The 20834-nt window shown below is 69.8% G+C and carries 17 protein-coding genes; 13 read left to right on the top strand and 4 right to left on the bottom strand.

The window, feature by feature from the left end:
* The first annotated feature begins 6 nt into the window (after positions 1–6).
* From VHP37_19705 to VHP37_19660, 10 genes are all read left to right on the top strand, one after another.
* Complete coding sequence (locus tag VHP37_19705) at positions 7–1578, top strand: hypothetical protein (GenBank protein ID HEX2828589.1); 1572 nt, start codon at positions 7–9, stop codon at positions 1576–1578.
* Positions 1569–3512, top strand: coding sequence for an ATP-binding protein (locus tag VHP37_19700; protein ID HEX2828588.1), 1944 nt, complete (start codon positions 1569–1571; stop codon positions 3510–3512). The genes VHP37_19705 and VHP37_19700 overlap by 10 nt, the downstream gene beginning before the upstream one ends.
* Positions 3509–8800, top strand: a complete 5292-nt coding sequence (locus VHP37_19695; protein HEX2828587.1) for a DUF4157 domain-containing protein — start codon at positions 3509–3511, stop codon at positions 8798–8800. The genes VHP37_19700 and VHP37_19695 overlap by 4 nt, the downstream gene beginning before the upstream one ends.
* Positions 8797–9399 (top strand): hypothetical protein, encoded by a 603-nt coding sequence (locus VHP37_19690; protein HEX2828586.1) that lies wholly within the window; start codon positions 8797–8799, stop codon positions 9397–9399. Before VHP37_19695 ends, VHP37_19690 begins: the two co-directional genes overlap by 4 nt.
* Positions 9396–9707 carry a hypothetical protein gene (locus VHP37_19685; protein HEX2828585.1) on the top strand — a complete coding sequence of 104 codons (312 nt, stop codon included), beginning with the start codon at positions 9396–9398 and terminating at the stop codon, positions 9705–9707. Before VHP37_19690 ends, VHP37_19685 begins: the two co-directional genes overlap by 4 nt.
* A complete protein-coding gene (locus tag VHP37_19680) occupies positions 9704–11524 on the top strand; it encodes a DUF4157 domain-containing protein (GenBank protein HEX2828584.1) in 1821 nt (606 codons plus the stop codon). Before VHP37_19685 ends, VHP37_19680 begins: the two co-directional genes overlap by 4 nt.
* A 4-nt stretch (positions 11525–11528) precedes the next feature.
* Complete coding sequence (locus tag VHP37_19675; protein HEX2828583.1) at positions 11529–11849, top strand: hypothetical protein; 321 nt, start codon at positions 11529–11531, stop codon at positions 11847–11849.
* A gap of 37 nt (positions 11850–11886) precedes the next feature.
* Positions 11887–12468 (top strand): carboxymuconolactone decarboxylase family protein, encoded by a 582-nt coding sequence (locus tag VHP37_19670; GenBank protein ID HEX2828582.1) that lies wholly within the window; start codon positions 11887–11889, stop codon positions 12466–12468.
* A 174-nt stretch (positions 12469–12642) separates the two neighbouring features.
* Positions 12643–12987 carry a DUF1989 domain-containing protein gene (locus VHP37_19665; protein HEX2828581.1) on the top strand — a complete coding sequence of 115 codons (345 nt, stop codon included), beginning with the start codon at positions 12643–12645 and terminating at the stop codon, positions 12985–12987.
* Positions 12869–13246, top strand: coding sequence for an urea carboxylase-associated family protein (locus tag VHP37_19660; protein ID HEX2828580.1), 378 nt, complete (start codon positions 12869–12871; stop codon positions 13244–13246). Before VHP37_19665 ends, VHP37_19660 begins: the two co-directional genes overlap by 119 nt.
* A gap of 39 nt (positions 13247–13285) precedes the next feature.
* Here VHP37_19660 and VHP37_19655 read toward each other — a convergent pair whose 3' ends face one another.
* The 4 genes from VHP37_19655 to VHP37_19640 all read right to left on the bottom strand — a co-directional run bounded on the left by VHP37_19655 (position 13286) and on the right by VHP37_19640 (position 17617).
* Positions 13286–14251 carry a tripartite tricarboxylate transporter substrate binding protein gene (locus VHP37_19655; protein ID HEX2828579.1) on the bottom strand — a complete coding sequence of 322 codons (966 nt, stop codon included), beginning with the start codon at positions 14249–14251 and terminating at the stop codon, positions 13286–13288.
* A gap of 53 nt (positions 14252–14304) precedes the next feature.
* Positions 14305–15336: a D-2-hydroxyacid dehydrogenase gene (locus VHP37_19650; protein ID HEX2828578.1), complete on the bottom strand. Its 1032-nt coding sequence runs from the start codon at positions 15334–15336 to the stop codon at positions 14305–14307.
* A gap of 14 nt (positions 15337–15350) precedes the next feature.
* The gene (locus tag VHP37_19645; protein HEX2828577.1) at positions 15351–16523 is read right to left on the bottom strand and encodes an aromatic ring-hydroxylating dioxygenase subunit alpha; all 1173 of its coding nucleotides are present in this window, start codon (positions 16521–16523) and stop codon (positions 15351–15353) included.
* A 110-nt stretch (positions 16524–16633) separates the two neighbouring features.
* Positions 16634–17617 carry a tripartite tricarboxylate transporter substrate binding protein gene (locus VHP37_19640; GenBank protein ID HEX2828576.1) on the bottom strand — a complete coding sequence of 328 codons (984 nt, stop codon included), beginning with the start codon at positions 17615–17617 and terminating at the stop codon, positions 16634–16636.
* A 345-nt stretch (positions 17618–17962) separates the two neighbouring features.
* On the opposite strand from VHP37_19640, the gene VHP37_19635 reads away from it, so the two are divergent.
* The 3 genes from VHP37_19635 to VHP37_19625 are packed head-to-tail and all read left to right on the top strand — an operon-like array spanning position 17963 to position 20819.
* A complete protein-coding gene (locus VHP37_19635) occupies positions 17963–19192 on the top strand; it encodes an amidohydrolase family protein (protein ID HEX2828575.1) in 1230 nt (409 codons plus the stop codon).
* A gap of 1 nt (position 19193) precedes the next feature.
* Entirely contained in the window at positions 19194–20144 is a 951-nt protein-coding gene (locus VHP37_19630) for an N-carbamoyl-D-amino-acid hydrolase (protein HEX2828574.1), read from the top strand.
* A gap of 24 nt (positions 20145–20168) precedes the next feature.
* Positions 20169–20819, top strand: coding sequence for a hypothetical protein (locus VHP37_19625; GenBank protein HEX2828573.1), 651 nt, complete (start codon positions 20169–20171; stop codon positions 20817–20819).
* The last annotated feature ends 15 nt before the right edge of the window (positions 20820–20834 follow it).

The raw sequence follows: 20834 nt of genomic DNA, 5'->3' as shown, positions 1-20834 counted from the left end.
GGCGGCATGGGCGCGACGACTCTCGCCGAGCGGCGCGTCGAGCGGCTGCGGCTGCGCGCGCCCGACGAGACGCTCGGAGGTCGCGCGCTGCGCCTCATCGAAGACGCGTTCCGCACCGCCACGCTGCCCGACGGCCGTGCGCGCGTGACCGTGGTGCGGCGGCTCGCGCTGCCGCGCTTCGACGCGGACAGCTCGCCGCAGGCGCTGTCGCTCGCGATCGAGCGGCAGGTCGCAGCGCTCTCTTCTTACGTCATGCACGCGGACGAGGCCGGTGCGGCCGCGGCGCCCGCGGTGTGGTTCCGCGACGCGCTCGAAGCGCACACCCTGCTCGCGCTGCGGCTCCTCGACCGCAAGGCCGCGGACGAATGGTTCTGGCCGCTCGCGGTGCCTCGCGCGTTCGAAGCGTACGGTGGCGAGCGCTTGCGCGCGGTGGTGCTCTCGCTGTGCGACCTGCCCGAAGCGCGCGCGGCGCTGCCGGCGTTCGTGCGTGCGCTCGGCGAGTCCGGGAGGATCGAGCGGCTCGCCCACTCGCTGCGCGAAGCGGACGCGCCGATGCTCGCGACGGTCGCGGGGGTCACGCGCGAGCGCATGCAGCGTCTCGTCGAAGACGCGCCGTTCGCGGCTACGGTACTTCAGCGCTCGGCGCCGCGCGCATCGCCTGCGCCGTTCGCGTTCACGCGCGAAGCCCTCGTCGACGCGCGCGTGCTCGCGCTCGCCGCGATCGCGCTCGAGGCCGAAGCGTCGATGCCTTCGATCGCCGTGCGGCAGACGCGTGAAGCACGCGATGCGCAGGCGGCGCCGATCGCTCGTAACGCGCGCACCGAGATGCGGACCGAGGCGCGCTCGCGCGCGCCGGATTCGAGTGAACCGTCCGACGCCCCGATCGCCCGGCGCGACGAGCGCTCTGCGCCGCCGCCCGCGCCGGTTGAACAGTCGGACACCGCGATACCCGATAGCGCGAGCACGGTAGAGTGGAGCGACAGCACCGCACCCGCGGCAACACGCGGCCCTGCGTCGCGCACGCGTCAGGTCGCGGCAGCCGAAGACTCGCCCGCGCACGTAACAGAGCCCGAACCCGCAACGCGCTCGGCATGGCCGAGCGGCGAGCCCACGCTCGCGGGCGGCCTCCTCTTTCTCGTGCCGGTGCTCGATCGCCTCGGCTTCGGCGCATGGCTCGACCAGTCACCGGCGTATCGCGGCCTCGGGATCGAGCGGCGGCTCTTCGCGCGCGTGTGCGAGCGGCTCGCGATCCCGCCCGGCGATCCTGCGTGGCTGCTCGCACGCTACGACGACGCGCAATCCGGTCTTCCACCGGGCCTCGTCGACGCGATCGCGAAATCGTGGCTCACCGCGTGCCGCCGCTGCCTGCGCCGCGGCGCGCGCATCGGCATCGCCACACTCGTCGCGCGTCCCGCCCGTCTCACGCTCACGCCCACGCACGCGGACGTCGCTTTCGCGCTCGGGCACGCGAGCATGGCGGTGAGGCGCGCCGGGCTCGACCTCGATCCGGGCTGGGTGCCGTGGCTCGGCCGCGTGGTCGCGTTTCACTACCTCGCGGATTTCGAGCGATGGACGTGAACCCGCACGTCGAGCTCGCTCTGCCGCTGCACGCGATCGCGCTCGCGACCTGCGCGCCGGCCGGCGACGACGCGAGCTCGCCCGAAGCCGAATGGCTGTGCGCGCAGCGCGAAGCCTTGCAGGCGATCGCGCCCGACCTCGCGACGCACGTGCAGCGCTGGCGCGCGTCGCCGCCGCCGCACGACGCGCGGCTGTGCGCGTTCGCCGATGCGTGGCAGCTGTCGATCGCGGAGATCATCGCGGTGTCGCTGGCGTGCGCTGCCGAGACCGATTCGATGGTGGGACGCGTGCTCGCATGGCTGCAGGCGCCGATCGGCGGCGCGCGGCCGACCGCGGGGCTGGTGGCGCTGCTCGCTTCGCACCTCGGCGACGCCGCGGCGCTGGCGACACTCGCCGGCGGCCGCGCGCACGCCAGCGGTCTGCTGCACATCGCAGGCGACGCGCGCACCCTGCCCGAAGCGAGCGTGACCGTGCCGCTGCCGATCGTGTTCGCGCTCGGCGAGAGCGCGCACGAGATCGCGCCGCCCGGCATCACGATCGGCCTTGCCGACGCGCCGCCCCTGCCCGCGAGCATCAAAGACGCCGCGCAGCGCCGCGCCGCTGCGCTCGCGGCCGACGGCGCGCTGGTCGTGCGCAGCGGCCATCCGCGCGAAGCGCGCGCGGTCGCCGCCGCGATCGCTGCGGCGCTTCAGGCGCGCGCGGCGTTCTTCGAAAGCGACCCGCCGCCCGGCTTCGCGCCGTGGCTCGCGCTGTCGCAGTGCGTCCCGGTGTATTGCGCGGAGCTCGCGCCGGGCGAACGGCGGCAGCTCCCGGAGCTTCCGGGTTGGCGCGGGCGATGGCTGGTGGCCTCCGGCCCCGACGGCGGTTTCGAGCGCGCGCGCGAAGCGCTGTCGTCGTGGCGCGTGCCGGTGCCCGCGGCGACCGAGCGCATCGCGCTGTGGCACGCTTCGACCGGCGTCGCCGACCTCGCGCAGACGCTCGGCACGTGGCATCGCCATCCCGCCGGGCGCATCGCGGAGCTCGCGCGCGCCGGCGAGTTCCAGCGGCGGCTCTCGGGTGCCGGGACCCTCACCACGAACGACATCGCGATCGCCGCGCGCAGCGGCGCGAGCGGCGATCTCGGCACGCTCGCCGAGCTCATGCCCGAAGCGATCGCCGACGACGCGCTCGTTCTCCCTGCGACGACCCGGCGCGAGCTCGAAGCGCTGGCGCGGCGCTGCGTGACGCGCGACGCGCTCGCCGACGCGCTCGGCCCCGCGACGCGCGCGCGCTATCGCACCGGCGTGCGGGCGCTGCTGGTCGGTCCGTCGGGCACCGGCAAGACGCTCGCCGCGGGATGGCTCGCGACGCGGCTCGGGCTGCCGCTCTATCGCGTCGACCTCGCGAGCATCACCAGCAAGTACATCGGCGAGACCGAGAAGAATCTCGCGCAGCTCTTCGCGCGCGCCGAGCACGCCGAAGTGCTGCTGCTCTTCGACGAAGCCGATTCGCTGTTCGGCAAGCGCACCGACGTGAAGGAAGCGAACGACCGCTTCGCCAACGCGCAGACCAACTATCTGCTCTCGCGCATCGAGACCTACGAAGGCCTCGCCATCCTCACGAGCAACAGCCGCGCGCGCTTCGATTCGGCATTCACGCGCAGGCTCGACGCGATCATCGAGTTCGCCGCGCCCGGCCCGTCCGAGCGGCGCGCGCTGTGGCTCGCGCACCTGGGGCAAGCGCACGCGCTCACCCCCGGCGAGCTCAACCGGCTCGCGGCGACGTGCGAGCTCGCCGGCGGCCACGTGCGCAACATCGTGCTCGCGGCGGCCGTGGCGCCGCGTGCCGAAGGCCGGCCGATCGGCGCCGACGATCTCGCGGTCGCCGCGGTCGCCGAATACCGCAAGCTCGGCAAGCCCGCACCCGCCGCCCTGCAACCGGGGACAGGCTCGTGAGCCTCGCGCCGCTCGCGTCGCAAGCGAAGACGAAGAGCGCCGAGCCGCTCGTCCAGCGCAAGCGCGACTGCTGCGCCGACGAAACGAGCGAAACCGGCCTGCCGCGCTTTCTCGGCGGCGCCCAGGCGAAGCTCGCGGTCGGCGCGCGCGACGATCCGTTCGAGCGCGAAGCCGACGCGATCTCGCAGGCGGTGACGCGCGGCGAATCGCTGAGCCCGCGCTACATGAGCGCCGGCGCGCCTGCGGTGCAACGACTCTGCGCCGAATGCGCCGAAGAGCAGGGCGAGGAAGAAACCGATGTCGTGCAGCGCGACGCCGCGCAAGCCGAAGGCGTGAGCGCATCGAACCACGCGCAGGCAAGCCCGGGCAACGGCGCGCCGCTCGCGCCGCCCGTGCGGGAACGGCTCGAAAGCTCGATGGGCCTCGATCTCTCCAGCGTGCGCGTGCACAGCGATCCCGGATCGCGCAGCCTCGCGCGCAGCCTCAACGCGAAAGCGTTCACGCACGGCAACGACATCTGGATCGGCCCGCAGCAAAGCGCCGACGACGTCTCGCTGATGGCGCACGAGGTCGCGCACGTGGTGCAGCAGACGAGCGGCCGCGCCACACCCGACCGCGTGCAGCGCGCGCCCGCCGACTATCGCCATCCCGAAGACGGTGGCGGCGTCGCGGCGCGCATGCAGGCGAAGATCTCCAAGGAAGTCGACGACAGCGATAGCGACGATGGCGGCGGCGGCGACGGGAAGGATGCGACCGACGGCGCGACCCGGCAGCACGAGGCGCGCAGCGCGACTTCGAAGATCGACCGCGGCGAGCTTGCGACCAAGCGCGCCGAAGTCGAGCCCGGCGCGCGCCCCGACGTCGATCGCCCCGCCGCCGAAGCGCCGAAAGTGCAGGAAGCCAAAGCGGAGGTCCAGGCCGAAGCGAGCACGCCGGGCGAGCCGATCGCCGAAGGCAAAGGCAAAGGCGGCGGCGGTCCCGCGGCCGGCGGCGAAGCCGCGGCCGCAGCCGGCGCGGCCGCGGGACTTGCCGAGGCCGCGGCGGGCGGTGGCGGTTTCGCGGGCGGCGGCGGCGTGACCATGGTGGTTCCGCCCGCGCCGGTCGTGCCGGCCGACAAAGGCGGCCAGCCGCTGCCGGCAAGCCCGGACGTCGACGCGCAGGTCGCCTCGCTCGCGCAGGCCGCGCAATCGATGCGCAGCGAAGGCTCGCGCGTGCGCTCGCTCGCCGCCGAGGAGCGCGCGAACGCGGGCGCGCTCTCCGCCAACATCGGACTCGTGCAGAGCGGCGTCGCGCAGGCCACGGCCGGGGTCGCGAAGTCGAACGCGCACCTCGCGTTCAGGCGCGATCTCGCGGGCAAGGCGCGCGAAGGGCTGGCGATCTCCGAAGAGAAAGCGGCGACGGTCGCGGCGGAAGCGCCGAACTATTCGTCGAAGGCCGACGAAGGCAAAGCCGAGTCGGGGCCGATGGCGTCCGAAGCGGGCTCGCTGTCGGCGGAGAACGCCGCGAACACGCCCGACGATCCCGAAGCCGCCGCCAAGGCCGCCGAGCAGGGCGGCCAGATGAACCAGGCCGGCGCGGACATCGGTACCACCGACAGCGCGATCTCGCAGACCCAGACCAAGGCCGGCGATCTCGCCGCCGAAGCGGCGCAGGCGCAACAGACCAACACCGCCACGCGCGGCAAGCTCGACGGCATGGACGCGACGCTCGCCTCGACCGGCGACAAGCTCGCGCAGATGTCCGCGCAGAACGCCGACGCGCAGGCCCAGGCGCAGGCGCTCGCGTCCGCGCCCCAGCAGCAGACGCAGGCTGCCGGCGCGATCGACGAGCGCGGCGCATCGATCATGTCGACTTCGGACGACATGGAGCAGCGCCTGCACGCGGTCCAGCAGAATTACGCCGCCGCGATGGCCGCGGTGCCCGCGGAGGAAGAGCCGCCGCCGATGCCGGCGGAGGACGAAGCGCCCGCGCCGGAGCAAGCCGCGCCGACCGTCGTGCAACGCACGCCCGAAGCGGCGAACGACGACTCGATCGACGGCGTCGTGCAGCTTGCGCCGGACAGCGGCGTGCAGCCGCCCGAGAACCCGCGGCCGCAGCCCGAGCCGCCGGCGGAAGAGCCGGATGCCGGCGGCGCCGACGCCGGTGCGGCCGAAGAGGAGCCGCCTGCCGAAGAGCCGCCGCCCGAGGAACCCGCCGTCGAGGAAGCGCCGCCCGAAGTCGAAGCCGAAGCCGCACCGCCCGAAGAGCCCGAAGCGTTCGGCCCGCCCACCGCCGAAGAAGCCGCCGCCGCGGCCGAAGGCGAGGGAGGCGGCGAAGGCGAAGGCGAGGAAGCGCTGCCCGCCGAAGAAGCACCGCAGGAAGAAGCGGGGCCGGCGCCGGGCGAGCGCAAGAAGATCGATCTCGCGGGCGACGTCGCGAAAGCGCTGCCGTCGTGGCTCACCGGCGTCGAGACGCCGAACGAGAAACAGCGCGCCGAAGCGGTCGAAGCCGCGAACGCGAAGCGCGCGGCGGAGATCGAGGAGATCGAGAAGTCGAAGGCCGGCGGCTTCGACGCGCTGTCGGCGACCGACAAGATGGGCATCGCGCTGCGACTCACCGGCCGCAATCTCTTCGGCTCGGTCGGCAACATCAAGTGGCCGGGCATCGGCCATCTCGCGATCGGCATCATCGATCCGCGCGGTCCGCTCATGGGTGTGGTCAGCGGCCTGGGCATGATGGTGTCGGGCGCGGCGAACCTCTTCTCTGCCGAGCAATGGTCGAAAGATCCGCTCGGCAACCTGCTCAAGTCCGCGGCCGATATCGCCACCGGGCTCACGATCATCCTCGGCTCCATCACCGCGCTGGCCGGCGTGATCATCGCGATCATGACCGCGATCACCATCCTGTCGCTCGGCACCGCGGCGCCGATCACCGGTCCGGTCATCGCGTTCTGCACCACGGTGCTGACGACCGTCGGCGGCTGGACGATCGCGGTCGGCAAGGTCGCGCTCGTGCTGCAGGCGCTCGTCTTCATCAAGAACCTCATCGATGCCGCGTGCGCGAGCACCGCCGCGGAGCTGCAGGGCCAGGCGGACAAGATGACCGAGAACGCGGGCGACGCCGCCAACGTGCTCATGCAGATGGGCATGGCCAAAGCGAGCCAGATGGGCGCCAAGGCGGCGACCGCGGAGATCCAGGCCGCGGGCGGCGGTGTGAAGTACGCGGCGCAGATGGGCGCGAAGGCGGGCGTGGGATTGCGCAGCGGAGTCGGCGCGGTCGGTCGCGGCGCGAAAGCCGTCGGCAAGACGATCATGGGCGGACCGAAAGCGATCGCGGGCGCGGTCGGGCGCGGCGTCGCCGCGGGTGGCAAGGCGGTCGGCAAAGGCATCGTCGCCGGCGCGAAGGCGACCGGCAAAGGCATCGTCGCCGGCGCCAAGGCGGTGGGCAAAGGCCTTGCCGCCGGCGGCAAGGCGGTCGCGAGCGGCGCGAAAGCGGTCGTCGCCGGCGCGAAAGCGCTGCCGGGCAAGATCGTGTCGGGCGCCAAGGCCGTCGCGGGCGGTGTGAAAGCGCTGCCCGGGAAAGTGGTCTCGGGCGCCAAGGCGCTCGCGAGCGGCGCGAAAGCGCTGCCGGGCAAGATCGCCTCCGGCGTGAAAGCCATTCCCGGCAAGCTCGGCAAGGCGAAAGACGCGCTGAAAGCGCGCGCCGCCGAGTCCAGGAAGTTCCTCGTCGGCGAAGGCGTCGAAGGCTTCAAAGGCGCGCGCGCAGCGGCCAAGGAAGCGCGCAAGGAGATCTGGGACAAGGCGCGGGCGCCGGGCGGACCGCTGGCGGGTACGACCAAAGCCGTCGGCGAAGCCGCGGAAGGCGCGGAAGCGAAAGCGGTCGGTGTCGCCGACGATACGCAAGCCGCCGCGGCGGCCGACGATGCGAAAGCTGCGGGCGCAGCCGACGAAGCGAAGGCGGGCAAGACGGCCGCTGCCGACGACGCGGCGAAGGCCGAGAACGGCAAAGTGCCCAACGAAGAGCTCACGCCGCAGCAGGCGGGCAAGGAAGTCGACGACCTCGCGAACCATCCCGAGCAGTTCGAAGGCACGCCGCCGAACCGCCAGCGCAAGATGGGCGACCACGAATGGCGCGAGCAGCCCGACGGCAGCTTCTGCCGCTTCTCGCCGACGCGCTACTGCGTCGACTCGCCGAAGCTGCGCAACGAGTACATCGGCGAGACGCGCAAAACGGTCGACGAAGCGCGCGAAGCGGTGCAGGCCGCGGAAAAGCGCGCGCAGGAAGCGAAGCAGGCTGCCGCCGACGCCGCGGAGGCGCGCAAGCTCGAGGATCCGGCGGACATCAAGTTCATGCGCGATTCGGCGCGCGAAGCCGACAAGAAAGCCGCACAGGCAGGCAAGGAGTTCGAGCGCGAAACCAAGGCCGCGAAGAAGCTCGAAAAGCAGGGCAAGACGGCGGAGGCGAAAGCCGCGCGCGAGCGCGCGGACGCGGCGGGCAAGCAGCGCGAGCAGTTCGAGAACGAAGCCCAGGGTTGGCGCAACGAAAGCCGCAAGCCGCAGCGCGCGAAGGCGGAGTGGAAGAAAGCGAAAGCGCAGGAAGCGCGAGCCGCGAAGGACCTCGAGGAGCTCGAAGCGTCGCTCAAGCGCCAGGAAAGTTACGCGAAAGAGCTCGACGACATCGCCAAGCGCGAGCAGGAGATCATCCACGGCCCGAAAGCCAAGGTGCGGCACCAGGAGCCGCCGATGGCGAGCGCGGAAGGCAAGGAGCTCATGGATCTCCGCGCGAAAGCGGAGAAGCTCAAGAGACAGCTCTCCGACGAGATCGAGTCGGCGAAAGGCTTCCAGCCCGGCGCGCGGGAAGCGCTGCGCGGCGGCACGCCGTTCAAGGGCGCGGGCGGCACCGAGCGCAGGATTGCGTTCCAGAAAGCGGTGCGCGAGCGCTACGCCGCCGAAGGCAGGAACCCCGCCGCCGGCCACGGCATCGATTACGTCACCGGCGAGGAGCTGCCTTATGATCTGCTCTCGCCGGATCACATCACGCCGGTCGCGGAGATCATGGACATGCCCGGCTTCGGCCGATTGCCGCGCGCGGATCAGCTCGAGATACTCGACATGCCGGAGAACATGGCGTGGCTCAGGCGCTCGCTCAACTCGTCGAAGCAGGACGCGAGGCTCGCGGAATGGGCGAAGAGCAGGCCCGACCTGCGCGGGACCGTCGACGTTTCGAAGCTGCGGCAGATCGAAGCCGACGCGCGCGCCGCGGTCAAAGCCGAGATCGCGGCGCGCCTCAAGAGATTGCAGGGGCCATGACCGCCACAGTCACCCTCGACGGCCGCACGGTGGTCGCCGTCTGCCCCGACGAGCTCGACGTCGCGGCGCGAAGCCTGCTCGCGAAGCTCGCCGAGCTGCACGCCAGGGGACCGAAGCTGCACCCGGGCAGCCTCGTCGATTTCGGCTGGGCGCCGCTGCGTATCGACGAGCAGGACGGCGAGTGGATCGTCTGCGAGCCCGATTTCTCGCGCGACGACGTCGCGTTCACGCGCGGCGTCGCGGTCACGCTGCGCGTGCTGCGGGACCAGACGCGCATCGTCGAGCTCGGCCGCGCGAAACCCGAGGCGACGCGTCACGACGACGGCGTGCTGGTCGCTTCCGACTTGTGGGATGCGCCGAAGTCGATCGCGATCCGCGGCAAGCCTGCGAAGAAACACGATTCGGGCTGGTCGTTCGTTCCCGACGAGGACGGCGCGGTGGCGACCGAATGGATGAGAGCGGGCAGGCTCGCGATCGCACGTCCCGGCCTGAGCTCGGTGCTCATGCTGCCGCAGGACTGGTCGGCGAGCTTCGAAGGCGACCGCGTGCTCGCGATCTACGATCCGGACATGAACAAGATCGTGGCGGAGGCTTCGTGACTTTCCGCGACCGCCGCGTGCCGCCGCTGCCGCCGCGCGATCCGACGCGGCATACGCCTCGCATCCGCATCGATTTGAGGCGCGGTCTGCCGGTCGCCGCGCGCTACGCGGTCGCGATCGTCATCGTCGTCACGGTTTCGCTCGCCGCGTGGTACGTCGGGCGCGACGAGCCCACGCCGCGCTGGATCGGCGAAGGCCTGGTGCCCGCGCTCGGCTGGATCTATCTCGCGCTGCTCGCGATCGCCGCCGTGCACTGGATACGGCAGCTCAGGGCGAAGCGCGCCCGCCGGAAGGAGCCCACGACATGACCTATCGATCGTCGTCTCGTCCACGCAGCTCGCAACGCGCGCGCTCGAGCGCGCAGTCGCCGTCGCGTCCCGCGGCGGGATTGCCGCGCTATCTCGGCGGCGCGAGCACAGCGGGCAACGCGCAGAGAGGCGTGCCCGCGTTCCTGCGGCGCGCGCCGGCGCATGCGGCGCAGGTGCAGGCCAAGCTCGAAGTGAGCACGCCCGGCGACACGCACGAGCGCGAAGCCGATCGGGCCGCGGAGCGAGCGATGTCGTCGGCCCCGGCGCGGTCGGCCGAACCGCGCAGCGAGGCGAGAGCGGCCGATGCGCCTTCGTCGCGGACGGCGCGAGCGCTCGGCTCGCACGGCCAGCCGCTCGACGGCGCCACGCGCGAGCACATGCAGTCGCGCTTCGGCACCGACTTCGGCCACGTGCGCATACATACCGGCGCGGCCTCCGCGGCGCTCAACCGCGATCTCGGATCGCGCGCGTTCACGCACGGGCGCGACATCTTCTTCGGCGCTGCGTACGCGCCGGGGGTGAACGAGGTCACCGCGCACGAGCTCGCGCACGTCGTGCAGCAGACGGGCGGCGGACGCGCCGACGGTGCGCTCACACCGCTGTCGCTGCACGGCGAGCTGCCGATACAGCGCACCCTGGGCCCCGCCAGCTTCGGCGTCACCAACGGCGGTTTCGAGATCGACATGCAGACGCGCGAAGGCGCGATCGCCACGCCGCCGACCGGTGCGAGCGGGCTCGACGGCTACATCCGCTTCGTGCCCGGCGTCGGCGCGCCGAACTCGAACTCGATCGTGATGATCCAGATGGTGAAGCTTACCGACCTCGGCGGCGCCGACGTGAATTCCGGAACCATCGGAGCGCCGCAGTCGCCGCGCGGCGCGCTCGGCACGCCCGGGGCGCGCACCGCGGACGATGCGACGCGCGGCATCGAAGGCGGCTACATCACCGACGTCACGCACCAGACCGGCGCGACGCCGACGCCGGGCGGGAGCGCGCTCTCGCCGAACTACGAATGGTCGGCCGCGGCGCCGGGCACCACCGGCATCGTCGGACAGACGCAGCAGCCGGCCATACGCGGCGGCGGCATCGGCGGCAATCACATCGTCGTTCCGGGCTTCAAGCGCTCGGACGATCCCGCCGACATGAAGACCGTGTCGCTGTACGACACGCCCGGCGCGGGCGGCACGACGTGGAACCTCGATTTCAGCTTCGAAAGCGCGGCGGTGGGCGAAGACACCCGCTTCACCTACGGCCTGGTCAAGTGGGGTTTCGGGCTGCGCGCGGGACACGTCGTGAACGAGCGCGTGGCGGTGCAGGACACCGCGACGGCCACGTTCGCCGAAGCGCTCGAGCGCCATCGCGATTTCTACGTGCACGAGCCGGTCATCATCTATTTCGACTTCGACGTGCCCGACCCGGCCGCAGGGGAAACCGCCAAGATCACCGACCTCGTGCCTTATCTCACGCGCAATCCCGACGTGCACATGTCGCTGCAGGGCTTTGCCGACATCCGCGGCACGAACGCGTACAACCTGCGTCTCGCGCGCCGCCGCAACGCGGCGGTCATCCGCGAGCTGACGGGGGCGGGCATCGCGCGCGCGCGCATCGATTCGGCGGTGGCGGTCGGCGAATCGACCGCCGCGACGACGGACGCGGGCACCGGCGACCTGGGCGGGAGTCCGGCGGTCGGGGCCGACCAGGATCGCGAAGCGAACCGCTGGGCGAACCGCAGGGTCGTCATCACCTTCGTGCACGTGCCGGCCGCGGCGCCCGCCCCCGCCCCTGCGCCGGGTCCCGCACCCGCGCCGGGACCGTAGCGTCATGGCCGACACGCCGGAAGAGCTCGCCGCGCGACTCGGGTCGCCGGACGACGTCCAGGATTTCCTGCACCAGCCGTATACGGCGGCGCTCCACGCGCTCGTCGCGATGGGCCCTCGCGCGCTGCCCGCGCTCGCACCGCTCCTCAAGGCGCCGGATGCGCTCACGCGCGAACGCGCGATCGTCGCGATTCGCGACATCGCCTCGCGGATCACCGACGGCGACGCGCTGTGGCGCACGCTTCAAGGCTACGATCCGAGCGCGCCGCAGGACGAGCGCGACCGCGCCGCGGATCGCTGGAGCGAATGGATCGCGAAGCAATAGAATCGGGATCCGATCGTACGAAATTCCTGGAGGAGTGATGGCGGCAACGACGAAGCGCGGCGCGCGCATGGCGAAGCTCGATCCGGCGCAGATGACCGAAGACCAGAAAGCCGCGGCGGCCGAGCTCGCGGCGGGACCACGCGGTGAAGTGCGCGGACCTTTCAACGTGATGCTGCGCAGCCCCGGGCTCATGAGCCCGCTGCAGAAGGTCGGCGAATACCTGCGCTTCAAGTGCGAGGTCGACCGGCGCATCGCCGAGATGGCGACGCTGATCGCCGCGCGCCAGCTCACGCAGAACTACGAATGGAGCGCGCACTATCCCCTCGCGCTCAAGGCGGGGCTGAAGGCGGACGTCGCCGACGCCATCGCCGAAGGCCGTCGCCCGCGCGGCATGGCCGAGGACGAAGAGATCGCTTACGACCTCCTCACCGAGCTCTTCACCAACCGATGCGTGTCCGATGCCACCTACGACCGCGCGGTCGCGAAGTTCGGCGAGCGCAACGTGGTCGACATCGTCGCGATCGGCGGGTACTACCAGCTCCTCGGGATGCTCATGAACACCGCGCGCACGCAGTTGCCGGAAGGCAAGGAGCCCGGCATGCCGCATTTCCCGAACTGACCGCCATCGTCGTCCCGGACGCGTCGAACGACGCGATCCGGGACCCATTTTGACCTTGAACGAAATTCAAAATGAATCCTGGCCTGCGCCAGGACGACGCTACGCGTCGAATGGATTCCCGCTCCCGACTAAAGCACTCGAGGGCAAGCTCTTCGCGGGAATGACGATGAAGAAATGAAAAACACCGTCGAAATCCCCGCCCGCCGCGGCGCCGCGGTGACATTGAAGGCCGGCCAGACGATCACCGTCGTCAACACCCACGGCGGCCAGGTCGTCGATTTCTGGGCGTTTCGCGTCGACGGCTCGGGCGAGCATCTGTCGATGCCGCATTCGGCCGTCACGATCGGGCGCGTCAAACCGGCGGTCGGCGACGTGCTCGTGTCCGACCTGCGCCGGCACGATGGTGCGGCTGACCCGCGACGCGTCGCCCGGCGTGCACTGCATGCTGTTCGCGGCGTGCGATCCCGCGCGCTATCGCCTCCTCGGCTGCACCGGGCCTCACGACAACTGCGCCGATAACCTGCGCGAGGCGATCGCATCGACGGGCGTAGCGCTCGCTTACGTGCCGACCCCGCTCAACCTCTTCATGAACACGAAGCTCGACGACGACCGCGTGATGCGCGTCGAAGCGCCGGAAGCGAAAGCCGGCGACAGCGTCACTTTCGAAGCGCTGGTCGACTGCGTCGTGGCGATGTCGGCGTGTCCGCAGGACCTGGTGCCGGTGAATGGCGTGGATTGCACGCCGAAGGGCGTGGAGTTTTTTGTGGGTGAAGGGTGAGGGGTTGGACCCGTTTCTCGCCCTTCCCCCTTCACGCATTCACCCTTCACTCTTTATGCCCGCGCTCCGGATCACCCGGGCCCATTTCGCGTACTCCGCGGCATACAACGCAGCGGCCTCCTGCGGCGTGGAGGTCATGACTTCCACGCCTTCGCCGTCGAGACGCCGCCTCGAGTCTTCGGCCGCGAAGCGCTGCGCCATCTCGTGGCTGAGGCGCGCGACGACATCGGCCGGGATTCCCGCGGGCGCGACGAGCGAATAGAACTGCTGGAGCTCGAATCCGGGAAGACCGGTCTCGGCGATCGTCGGCAGATCGGGCGCGAGGCGCGTTCGGGCGAGGCTGGTGACGCCGAGCGCCCGCACGCGGGACTGGCGCGCGGCAGGCAGCGCGGTGAGGAAGTTCGCGATCATCACGAAGTTCTCCCCCTGGAAGAGGGACAGCATCGCCGGCGCGCCGCCTTTGTAAGGCACGTGCACGAAGCGCGCTTTCGACATCGCCTGGAGCAGCTCCATGCCCAGGTGCGCGGGACTGCCCTGCCCGCTCGATGCGTACGTGATGCGCCGCGGTTGCGCGCGCGCGAGCGCGACGAGCTCGCGCACGTTCCCGGCGGGCAGCGAAGGATGGACGACGAGCATGTACGCGGTCTTGCCCGCCATCGAGATGTACGCGAAATCCTTCGTCGGGTCGTATTTGCGGTCGCCGTCGAGCACGGGCCCGGTGATCAGCGTCGCGGCGCTGCCGAGGAGCAGGGTGTAGCCGTCCCTGGGCGCCCGCGCGACACCTTCGGCCGCGATGCGCCCGCCTGCCCCGCCGCGATTGTCGACGACGACCTGCTGGCCGAGCGCCGGGGAGAGCTTGTCGGCGATCACCCGGGCGACCGTATCGGTACCGCCGCCGGGCGCGTTGGGCACGATGAGACGTATCGGTTTGGAGGGATACGTCTGGGCGTGAGCGAGCGATGCGGCGCATGAGGCCGCTGCCGCGAGCAAAAGCTTCATCGTCATTAGAAACCACCCCCATCCCGGCCCTCCCCCTGAGGGGGAGGGAGAGTTTTTTTTCAATACTCCCTCGCGATATCCACCACGTTGCGCAGCTCGTCGCCCGCGAGATATCGCCGGATGTTGTCGAAGAAGATATCGAGCGTGCGCGGGATGTAGTGCCGGATGTCGTCCGACAGCACGTGCGGGGTGATGATGAGGTTCGGTGCGTCCCAGAGCGTCGCGTCCGCCGGCAGCGGTTCGGGGTAGCTCACGTCGATCATCGCGCCGCCCAGATGGCCGCTGCGCAGCGCGGCCTCGAGCGCCTCGGGATCGACCAGGCCGCCGCGCGACATGTTGATGAAGCCCGCGCCCGGTTTCATCAGGTCGAACTCCTCACGCCCCATCAGGAACCTGGTCTCCGACGTGAGCGCGGTGTTGAGGAGCACGATGTCGGCGCGCGGCAGCAACTCGTGCAGCGCTTCGGGCCCGTGCATCTCGTCGCATGCGGGATGAGACTGACGGCTCCGGCGGATGCCGAGCACGCGCATGCCGGCCGACTTCGCTTTCTCGGCCGCGCCGCCGCCGATGTGGCCGACGCCGACGACGAGCAGCGTCTTCCCTTCCACGGTGCTCGTGAAGAGGCGGTTCCACTCGTGCGCGCGCTGGCTGGTGACGAGGGTCGGGATGCGCGCGTTCACCATGAGGATCGCCATCAGCGCCGACTGCGAAGCCTTCGGCACGTGCGCGCCGAAGTTGGTGGTGAGCATGAGGTCCTGCGGCACCCAATCCAGCGGCAGCATGTAGTCCACACCCGCCCCGAGCACCTGGATCCACTTCAGGTGCGGCGCGCGGCTGCGCAGGTTGTCGCGCGGGAAGCGATAGCTGATCATCGCGTCGGCTTCGCGCACCGCCTCGTCGTAGCTCTTCGCGTCCTCGCCCCACGTGGTGCGTATCACTTTCGCGACGTCGGGGTGGCGCGCGAGCGCGGCTTCGTATTCGTAGTCGTGCACGATGAACACGGGCATGAGCGTGCTCGAGTTCTCGATGTGCACGACGAACGGACGCGACTCGCTGAAGGCGCGGCGGTCGCGGCGCGGTTGTTCCGGCATGACTCCTCCCTTTGTTACGCGACCTGCACCGCGCGCAGCGGGCTCGAAGGTCCGATGACGCGATCGAGCACGTAGTTGGCGATCTTGTGGACGACGAACTCTTCGACCGAATAGCGTCCCGGCTCGAACGCGCGCGAGCGCATCCCGCGCTGGACGTTGGGCGAGATGCGCAGGTCCTCGCGGATGATCTCCGAATACTTGTGGTAGTAGGCGTCGCCCACGGTGTCCTGGAAATCGGGCCGCGCGACCGTCGTGCGCGGGAAGGTCCAGTTCTCGATGAGCCGCAGCTTCTCGGGCCCTTCGGGCAGGTACTGGCGGTACTTCATCGACGACGACGTGATGATGATCTGGACGCTCGGCTTGACCCAGATGTGATACAGGCCGTTCGCCTGACGCTCGTTCAGGCCTTCGAGCGGCGGCAGACCCTGATAGGCCACGATGCTGCGCTTGCTGTACATCGCTTCCCAGCGGCCGTCGGTCTGCTCGAACTCCCAGTTCTGCGGCTGGGTCGGGTCGATGTGCTTGCGATGGATCGTCGGCACGTGATAGTTCTCGAACGCGTTCTCGAGCCAGACCTTCCAGTTGCACTCGACTTCGTAGATGTCGCGATGCGTGAACTGCATCTCCTCGAGCCGATAGTTCGCGAGGAACGCCGGCAATGTCCCCAGCGATTCCGCCAGCGGTTTCGGATCCGGGTTGAACGTGACGAAGATGAAGCCCGCCCAGAAATCGGTGGTGATGCGCGTCAGGTGGTAATGCGATTTGTCGAAGCCTACGCTCGCGTCCATCGGCGGCGGCAGCCCCGGTGTGTTGACGAGCGCGCCGTCGAGCGCATACGTCCAGTTGTGATAGGGGCACATGAACTGGCGGCAGCGGCCTTCGCCTTCGGTGATGACCGCGCCGCGATGGCGGCAGATCGCCGAGAGCACGTTGACCTTGCCGCTCTGGTCGCGGGAAATGATCAGCGGCTGGCCGAGCAGCGGGATCGTGTAGAAGTCGCCGGGATTCGGCACCTGGTCGACGCGGCCGACGCACAGCCACTCGCTGTCGGGGCCGCGGAAGATCGCCTCGATCTCGCGCTGATACCACTCCGGCGAGACGTAGCACCACCACGGCAGCGGCGACGCCTGGTCCAGGGGCCTGCGGTTCGCGGCGTAGGTCGCGGGGGAGAAGATGTCGGGAGTCATTGAGGCTCTTTGAAAGTCAAAATGGATCCCCGCCTGCGCGGGGATGACGGATGAGGCGCCATTCCCGGCCCGCGGCAGCGGAAGCTATCGGGAATCCATTTTCAAACAAATCACTCGATCTTGGTGCCCGAATCGCGGATGGCCTTCGACCACTTCGCGTCTTCGCGCTTGATGTAGGCGGCGGCATCCTTCTCGCTGCCGCCGAGGACGTTGACCCCGATCTTGGCGAGGCTCGCGCGCACGTCCTGCGCCTTGAGCATCTTCTCGATCTGGGCCGAGAGCTTGTGCACGATCGCCCCCGGCGTTTTCGACGGCGCGAAGATGCCGTACCAGCCCGAGATCTCGAAGCCCGGCAGTCCCGATTCGCTCACCGTCGGCAGGTCGGGCAGCAGCGGATCGCGCTTGGCCGCGGCGAGCCCGAGCGCCTTCAGCTTGCCGCTGCCGAGCTGGCCGACGACCGCCGGCAGGTCGACCGAGAGGAACTGCACCTGTCCGCCCATCACGCCGATCAGCGCGGGACCGCTGCCGGTGTAAGGCACGTGCGTCATGTTCACGCCGGCCATGCCTTTGAAGATCTCGCCGGCGAGATGGTGCGGCGATCCGGTGCCGACCGAGCCGTAGTTGAGACCCTGCTTCTGCGACTTCGCGTACGCGATGAAGTCCTTCACGGTGCTCGCCGGCACGCCGACGCTCACCACGAGCACGTGCGGCACGTAGCCGACGACGCTCACCGGCACGAAGTCGCGGTGCGGGCTGTAGTTGAGCTTCGAATTCAGCGCCGGATTGATCGAGATCGTGCTCGTCGACCCGACGAGCAGCGTGTAGCCGTCGGGCGCGGCGTGCGCCGCGAGCTCGGAGCCGACCGCGCCCGCGGCGCCGCCGCGGTTGTCGATGACCACGGGACGGCCGAAGTCGTCGGAGAGCTTCTGCCCGACGATGCGCCCGATCGCGTCGACCGCACCGCCCGGCGGGAACGGCACGACCATGCGGATGGGTTTGCTGGGATACGCGCCCGTCTGCGCGAGCGCGGACGAGGCGCAAAGGGCGAGCAACAACGGAGCTGACAGACGCACGCGCGCGGTGACTGGCCGCATCTTGTGACTCCCCGGTGGTGTATGCCTGGCGTGCACAGTTAAGCGCAGCCTTCTCGGGAGCGTCAAGCGAGGCCGCGTGCGGGCTGACCGAGCTCGTCATCCCGGACGCGTCGGAACCGACGCGATCCGGGATCCATCTTGACTTTCAAAGGCTCAAAAATGGATTCCCGCCTTCGCGGGAATGACGGCTGAAGTTCATCGCGGTCCCTATCGTCGAAAGCTCATCAAACGTTGCGGCGGTGCAGCAGGCAAGGCTTGGCCTGACGCGATTCACCGCAACGAGACGTCCGATGGTATGTCAGGCGGGTGATAGCATCGCGTGATCGCCGGGGAGGACAACCACGCATGGCGCTCGATCTCATCATCCGTAACGCGAAGCTCGCGGGCGGCGCGACGGTCGACATCGGCATCAGCGACGGACGCATCGCCGCGCTCGAGCCGAAGCTGAAAGCCGAAGGTCCCGAGCACGATGCGACAGGCAAGCTCGTCTCGCCGGGTCTCGTCGAAAGCCATTTCCATCTCGACAAGGCGATGAGCGTCGATCGCGTCCCGTACGAAGGCGACCGGATGAAGCGCAACCACATGGAGCGCACCTCCTCGATCAAGCACACCTTCACGGTCGAGGACACCTATGCCCGCGCGTCCGCGACGATCGAGCAGTGCCTGCTGCACGGCGTCACCCACATGCGCACCCAGGTCGAAGTCGATCCGAACGTCGGGCTGATCGGCTACGAGGTGGTCGAGCAGCTTCGCAAGGACTACGCGTGGGGGATGGACATCCAGCCGTGCGTGTTCCTCCAGGAAGGCTGGACCGGCGTCGCGGGCGCGGACGACAACCTGGTGTCGTGCGTCAAACGCGGCGCGCCGGTGATCGGCGGCGGCATCCGCTACGACAAGGACGGCCCCGGCCAGATCCGGCGGGTGTTCGAGCTCGCGCGACAGTACGATATCGACGTCGACTTCCACCTCGACGGCGGGTACGAAATCGAGGACCTGGATTATCCGCAGGTCTGCGAGATCACCGACCGCATCGGCTGGCAGGGGCGCGTCGCGTTCGGGCACGGCTCGAAGTATTCGTGCCTGCCGGTCGCGCAGCAGAAAGCCGTCGGCAAGCGCCTCGCGCAGTCGGGCGTGTCGCTGGCGGTACTGCCGGCGACCGACCTCTTCAACGCGGGACGCCACATGGAGCACACGGTGATGCGAGGCGTCACCGACGCCAACACCCTGATCGAGAGCGGCGCGAACTGCACGATCGCGACCAACAACGTGCTCAACGCGTTCACGCCGTACGGCGACTGTTCCCTCACCCGCATCGCCAACCTCTACGCCAACGTGGTGCAGCGCTACGGCGACCGCGACCTCGCGGTGTGCTTCGAGATGATCACCGGCCGCGCGGCGAAGCTCATGCGCGTTCCCGATTACGGCATCGAGGTCGGCAACGCCGCGGACCTCGTCGTCTGGGGCGAGGAGCGCGCGTCCGACGTCATCGCGAAATGCGCGCTGCCTCTGACAGCATTCAAGCGCGGGCGCCGGCTCTTCAGGCGCGAGCTGCCGACCCTCGACAGGCCGCGCTGACATGGCACGCCATCTCCGCATCGCCGCGGCGCAGCTCGGGCCGCTGCATCTGTCCGACACCCGCGCTTCGGCGACGAAGCGGCTCGTCGCGCTGCTGCGCGAAGCGCACGCGATGGGCGCGCGGTTCGTCGTCTTCCCGGAGCTCGCGTTCACGACCTTCTTCCCGCGCTGGTGGTACGACGACCCGGCCGAGGTCGACCGGCGCTTCTTCGAGTCGCGGATGCCTTCGGCCGAGACGCAGCCGCTGTTCGACGAAGCGAAGCGGCTCGGCATCGGCTTCTACATCGGCTACGCGGAGCTCACCGGGCAGGAAGGCCGCGTCCACCGCTTCAACACCGCGATCCTCGTCGCTCCCGACGGAACGCTGATCGGCAAGTACCGCAAGATCCACCTGCCCGGCCACGCCGACCACAAGCGTGAGGCGCCTTTCCAGCACCTCGAGAAGAAGTACTTCGAGGTCGGCGATCTCGGGTTTCGCGTGTGGCGCTATCTGGACACGATCGCGGGCATGCTGATCTGCAACGACCGGCGCTGGCCCGAGGCGTTCCGCACGCTCGCGCTGCAGGGCGCGGAGATCGTCGCGCTCGGGTTCAACACTCCGACCGAGAACCTCGCCTACGACGAGCCGCCGAGCCTGCGCGTGCACCATCACCTCATCACCGCGCAGGCGATGGCTTACCAGAACGCGATCTGGCTGGTCGAGACCGCGAAGTGCGGCGCAGAGGACGGTTACCGCATGTTCGGGCATTCGGTGATCGTGTCGCCGCACGGTGAGATCGTCGCGAAGACCGCGAGCGAGGAGGACGAAGTGATCTGCGTCAACGCCGACCTCGATCTCGCGGCGGACCTGAAGCGCACGACCTTCGACTTCGCCGCGCACCGGCGGCCGGAGCATTACCAGCTCATCGTCGAGCGCGTCGGCGCCGAGATCACGCCCGCCGACCATCCCTGAACGTCGAAGTGAAAGGACGCGCAGATGCCTCCAGGCAAGTATGTCCGGCCCACGAAATCGATACCGCCGGCGATCCCGCCGGTGCTGCAGCCGCAGCCGCCCATCGCGCCGCTGATCCCGCCGGTGCACGTCGTCGACCTGATGACCGACGCAGGGTCGGCGGCATTCGGCGCGGTGTGGCGCGCGAAGGAAGCGAAGCTTGCCGAGTGTCCCGCGCTCAGCGACTCGCGGCCCGAGTTCAAGACGACTTACGACGTCGAGCCCCATGCCGAGCTGGTCGGCTTCGACGACTCGGACTGGGAACGCGTGCCGCCGACCGATCTCGGCGGCAAGCGCGGCGGCGGCATGGTGTCGTTCTTCTGGTTTCGCACGACCTTGACGATCCCGCAGAACGCCGCGGGCTTCGACACCGCCGGTGCGAAGACGGTGCTGCACGTGACCGTCGACGACTACGCCGAAATCTGGGTGAACGGCGTGATGCCGCGCGCCTCGGGCCGGCCGAGCCCGGCCGCGATCCAGGGCTTCAACATGCCCAATCGCATCGTGCTCGGCGACAGCGTCGTGTCGCCCGGCGACACGTTCGAGATCGCGGTGTTTGCGATCAACGGGCCGATCTCGGCGGCGCCGGCGAACTTCCTGTGGTTCCGCGAGGCGAGGGTCGAGTTCTTCCGTTGAACGGCGCGGTGCGTT

The sequence above is a fragment of the Burkholderiales bacterium genome, assembly GCA_036262035.1.
In the GTDB taxonomy this organism is placed as follows: Bacteria; Pseudomonadota; Gammaproteobacteria; order Burkholderiales; family SG8-41; genus JAQGMV01.
This window is presented reverse-complemented; position numbering and strand designations above follow the sequence as displayed.

Coding starts and splice junctions, on each gene's coding strand:
- VHP37_19705 (HEX2828589.1), top strand. CDS start 7: ATGGGCGCGACGACTCTCGCCGAGCGGCGCGTCGAGCGGCTGCGGCTG.
- VHP37_19700 (HEX2828588.1), top strand. CDS start 1,569: ATGGACGTGAACCCGCACGTCGAGCTCGCTCTGCCGCTGCACGCGATC.
- VHP37_19690 (HEX2828586.1), top strand. CDS start 8,797: ATGACCGCCACAGTCACCCTCGACGGCCGCACGGTGGTCGCCGTCTGC.
- VHP37_19680 (HEX2828584.1), top strand. CDS start 9,704: ATGACCTATCGATCGTCGTCTCGTCCACGCAGCTCGCAACGCGCGCGC.
- VHP37_19675 (HEX2828583.1), top strand. CDS start 11,529: ATGGCCGACACGCCGGAAGAGCTCGCCGCGCGACTCGGGTCGCCGGAC.
- VHP37_19670 (HEX2828582.1), top strand. CDS start 11,887: ATGGCGGCAACGACGAAGCGCGGCGCGCGCATGGCGAAGCTCGATCCG.
- VHP37_19665 (HEX2828581.1), top strand. CDS start 12,643: ATGAAAAACACCGTCGAAATCCCCGCCCGCCGCGGCGCCGCGGTGACA.
- VHP37_19660 (HEX2828580.1), top strand. CDS start 12,869: ATGGTGCGGCTGACCCGCGACGCGTCGCCCGGCGTGCACTGCATGCTG.
- VHP37_19655 (HEX2828579.1), bottom strand. CDS start 14,251: ATGACGATGAAGCTTTTGCTCGCGGCAGCGGCCTCATGCGCCGCATCG.
- VHP37_19650 (HEX2828578.1), bottom strand. CDS start 15,336: ATGCCGGAACAACCGCGCCGCGACCGCCGCGCCTTCAGCGAGTCGCGT.
- VHP37_19645 (HEX2828577.1), bottom strand. CDS start 16,523: ATGACTCCCGACATCTTCTCCCCCGCGACCTACGCCGCGAACCGCAGG.
- VHP37_19640 (HEX2828576.1), bottom strand. CDS start 17,617: ATGCGGCCAGTCACCGCGCGCGTGCGTCTGTCAGCTCCGTTGTTGCTC.
- VHP37_19635 (HEX2828575.1), top strand. CDS start 17,963: ATGGCGCTCGATCTCATCATCCGTAACGCGAAGCTCGCGGGCGGCGCG.
- VHP37_19630 (HEX2828574.1), top strand. CDS start 19,194: ATGGCACGCCATCTCCGCATCGCCGCGGCGCAGCTCGGGCCGCTGCAT.
- VHP37_19625 (HEX2828573.1), top strand. CDS start 20,169: ATGCCTCCAGGCAAGTATGTCCGGCCCACGAAATCGATACCGCCGGCG.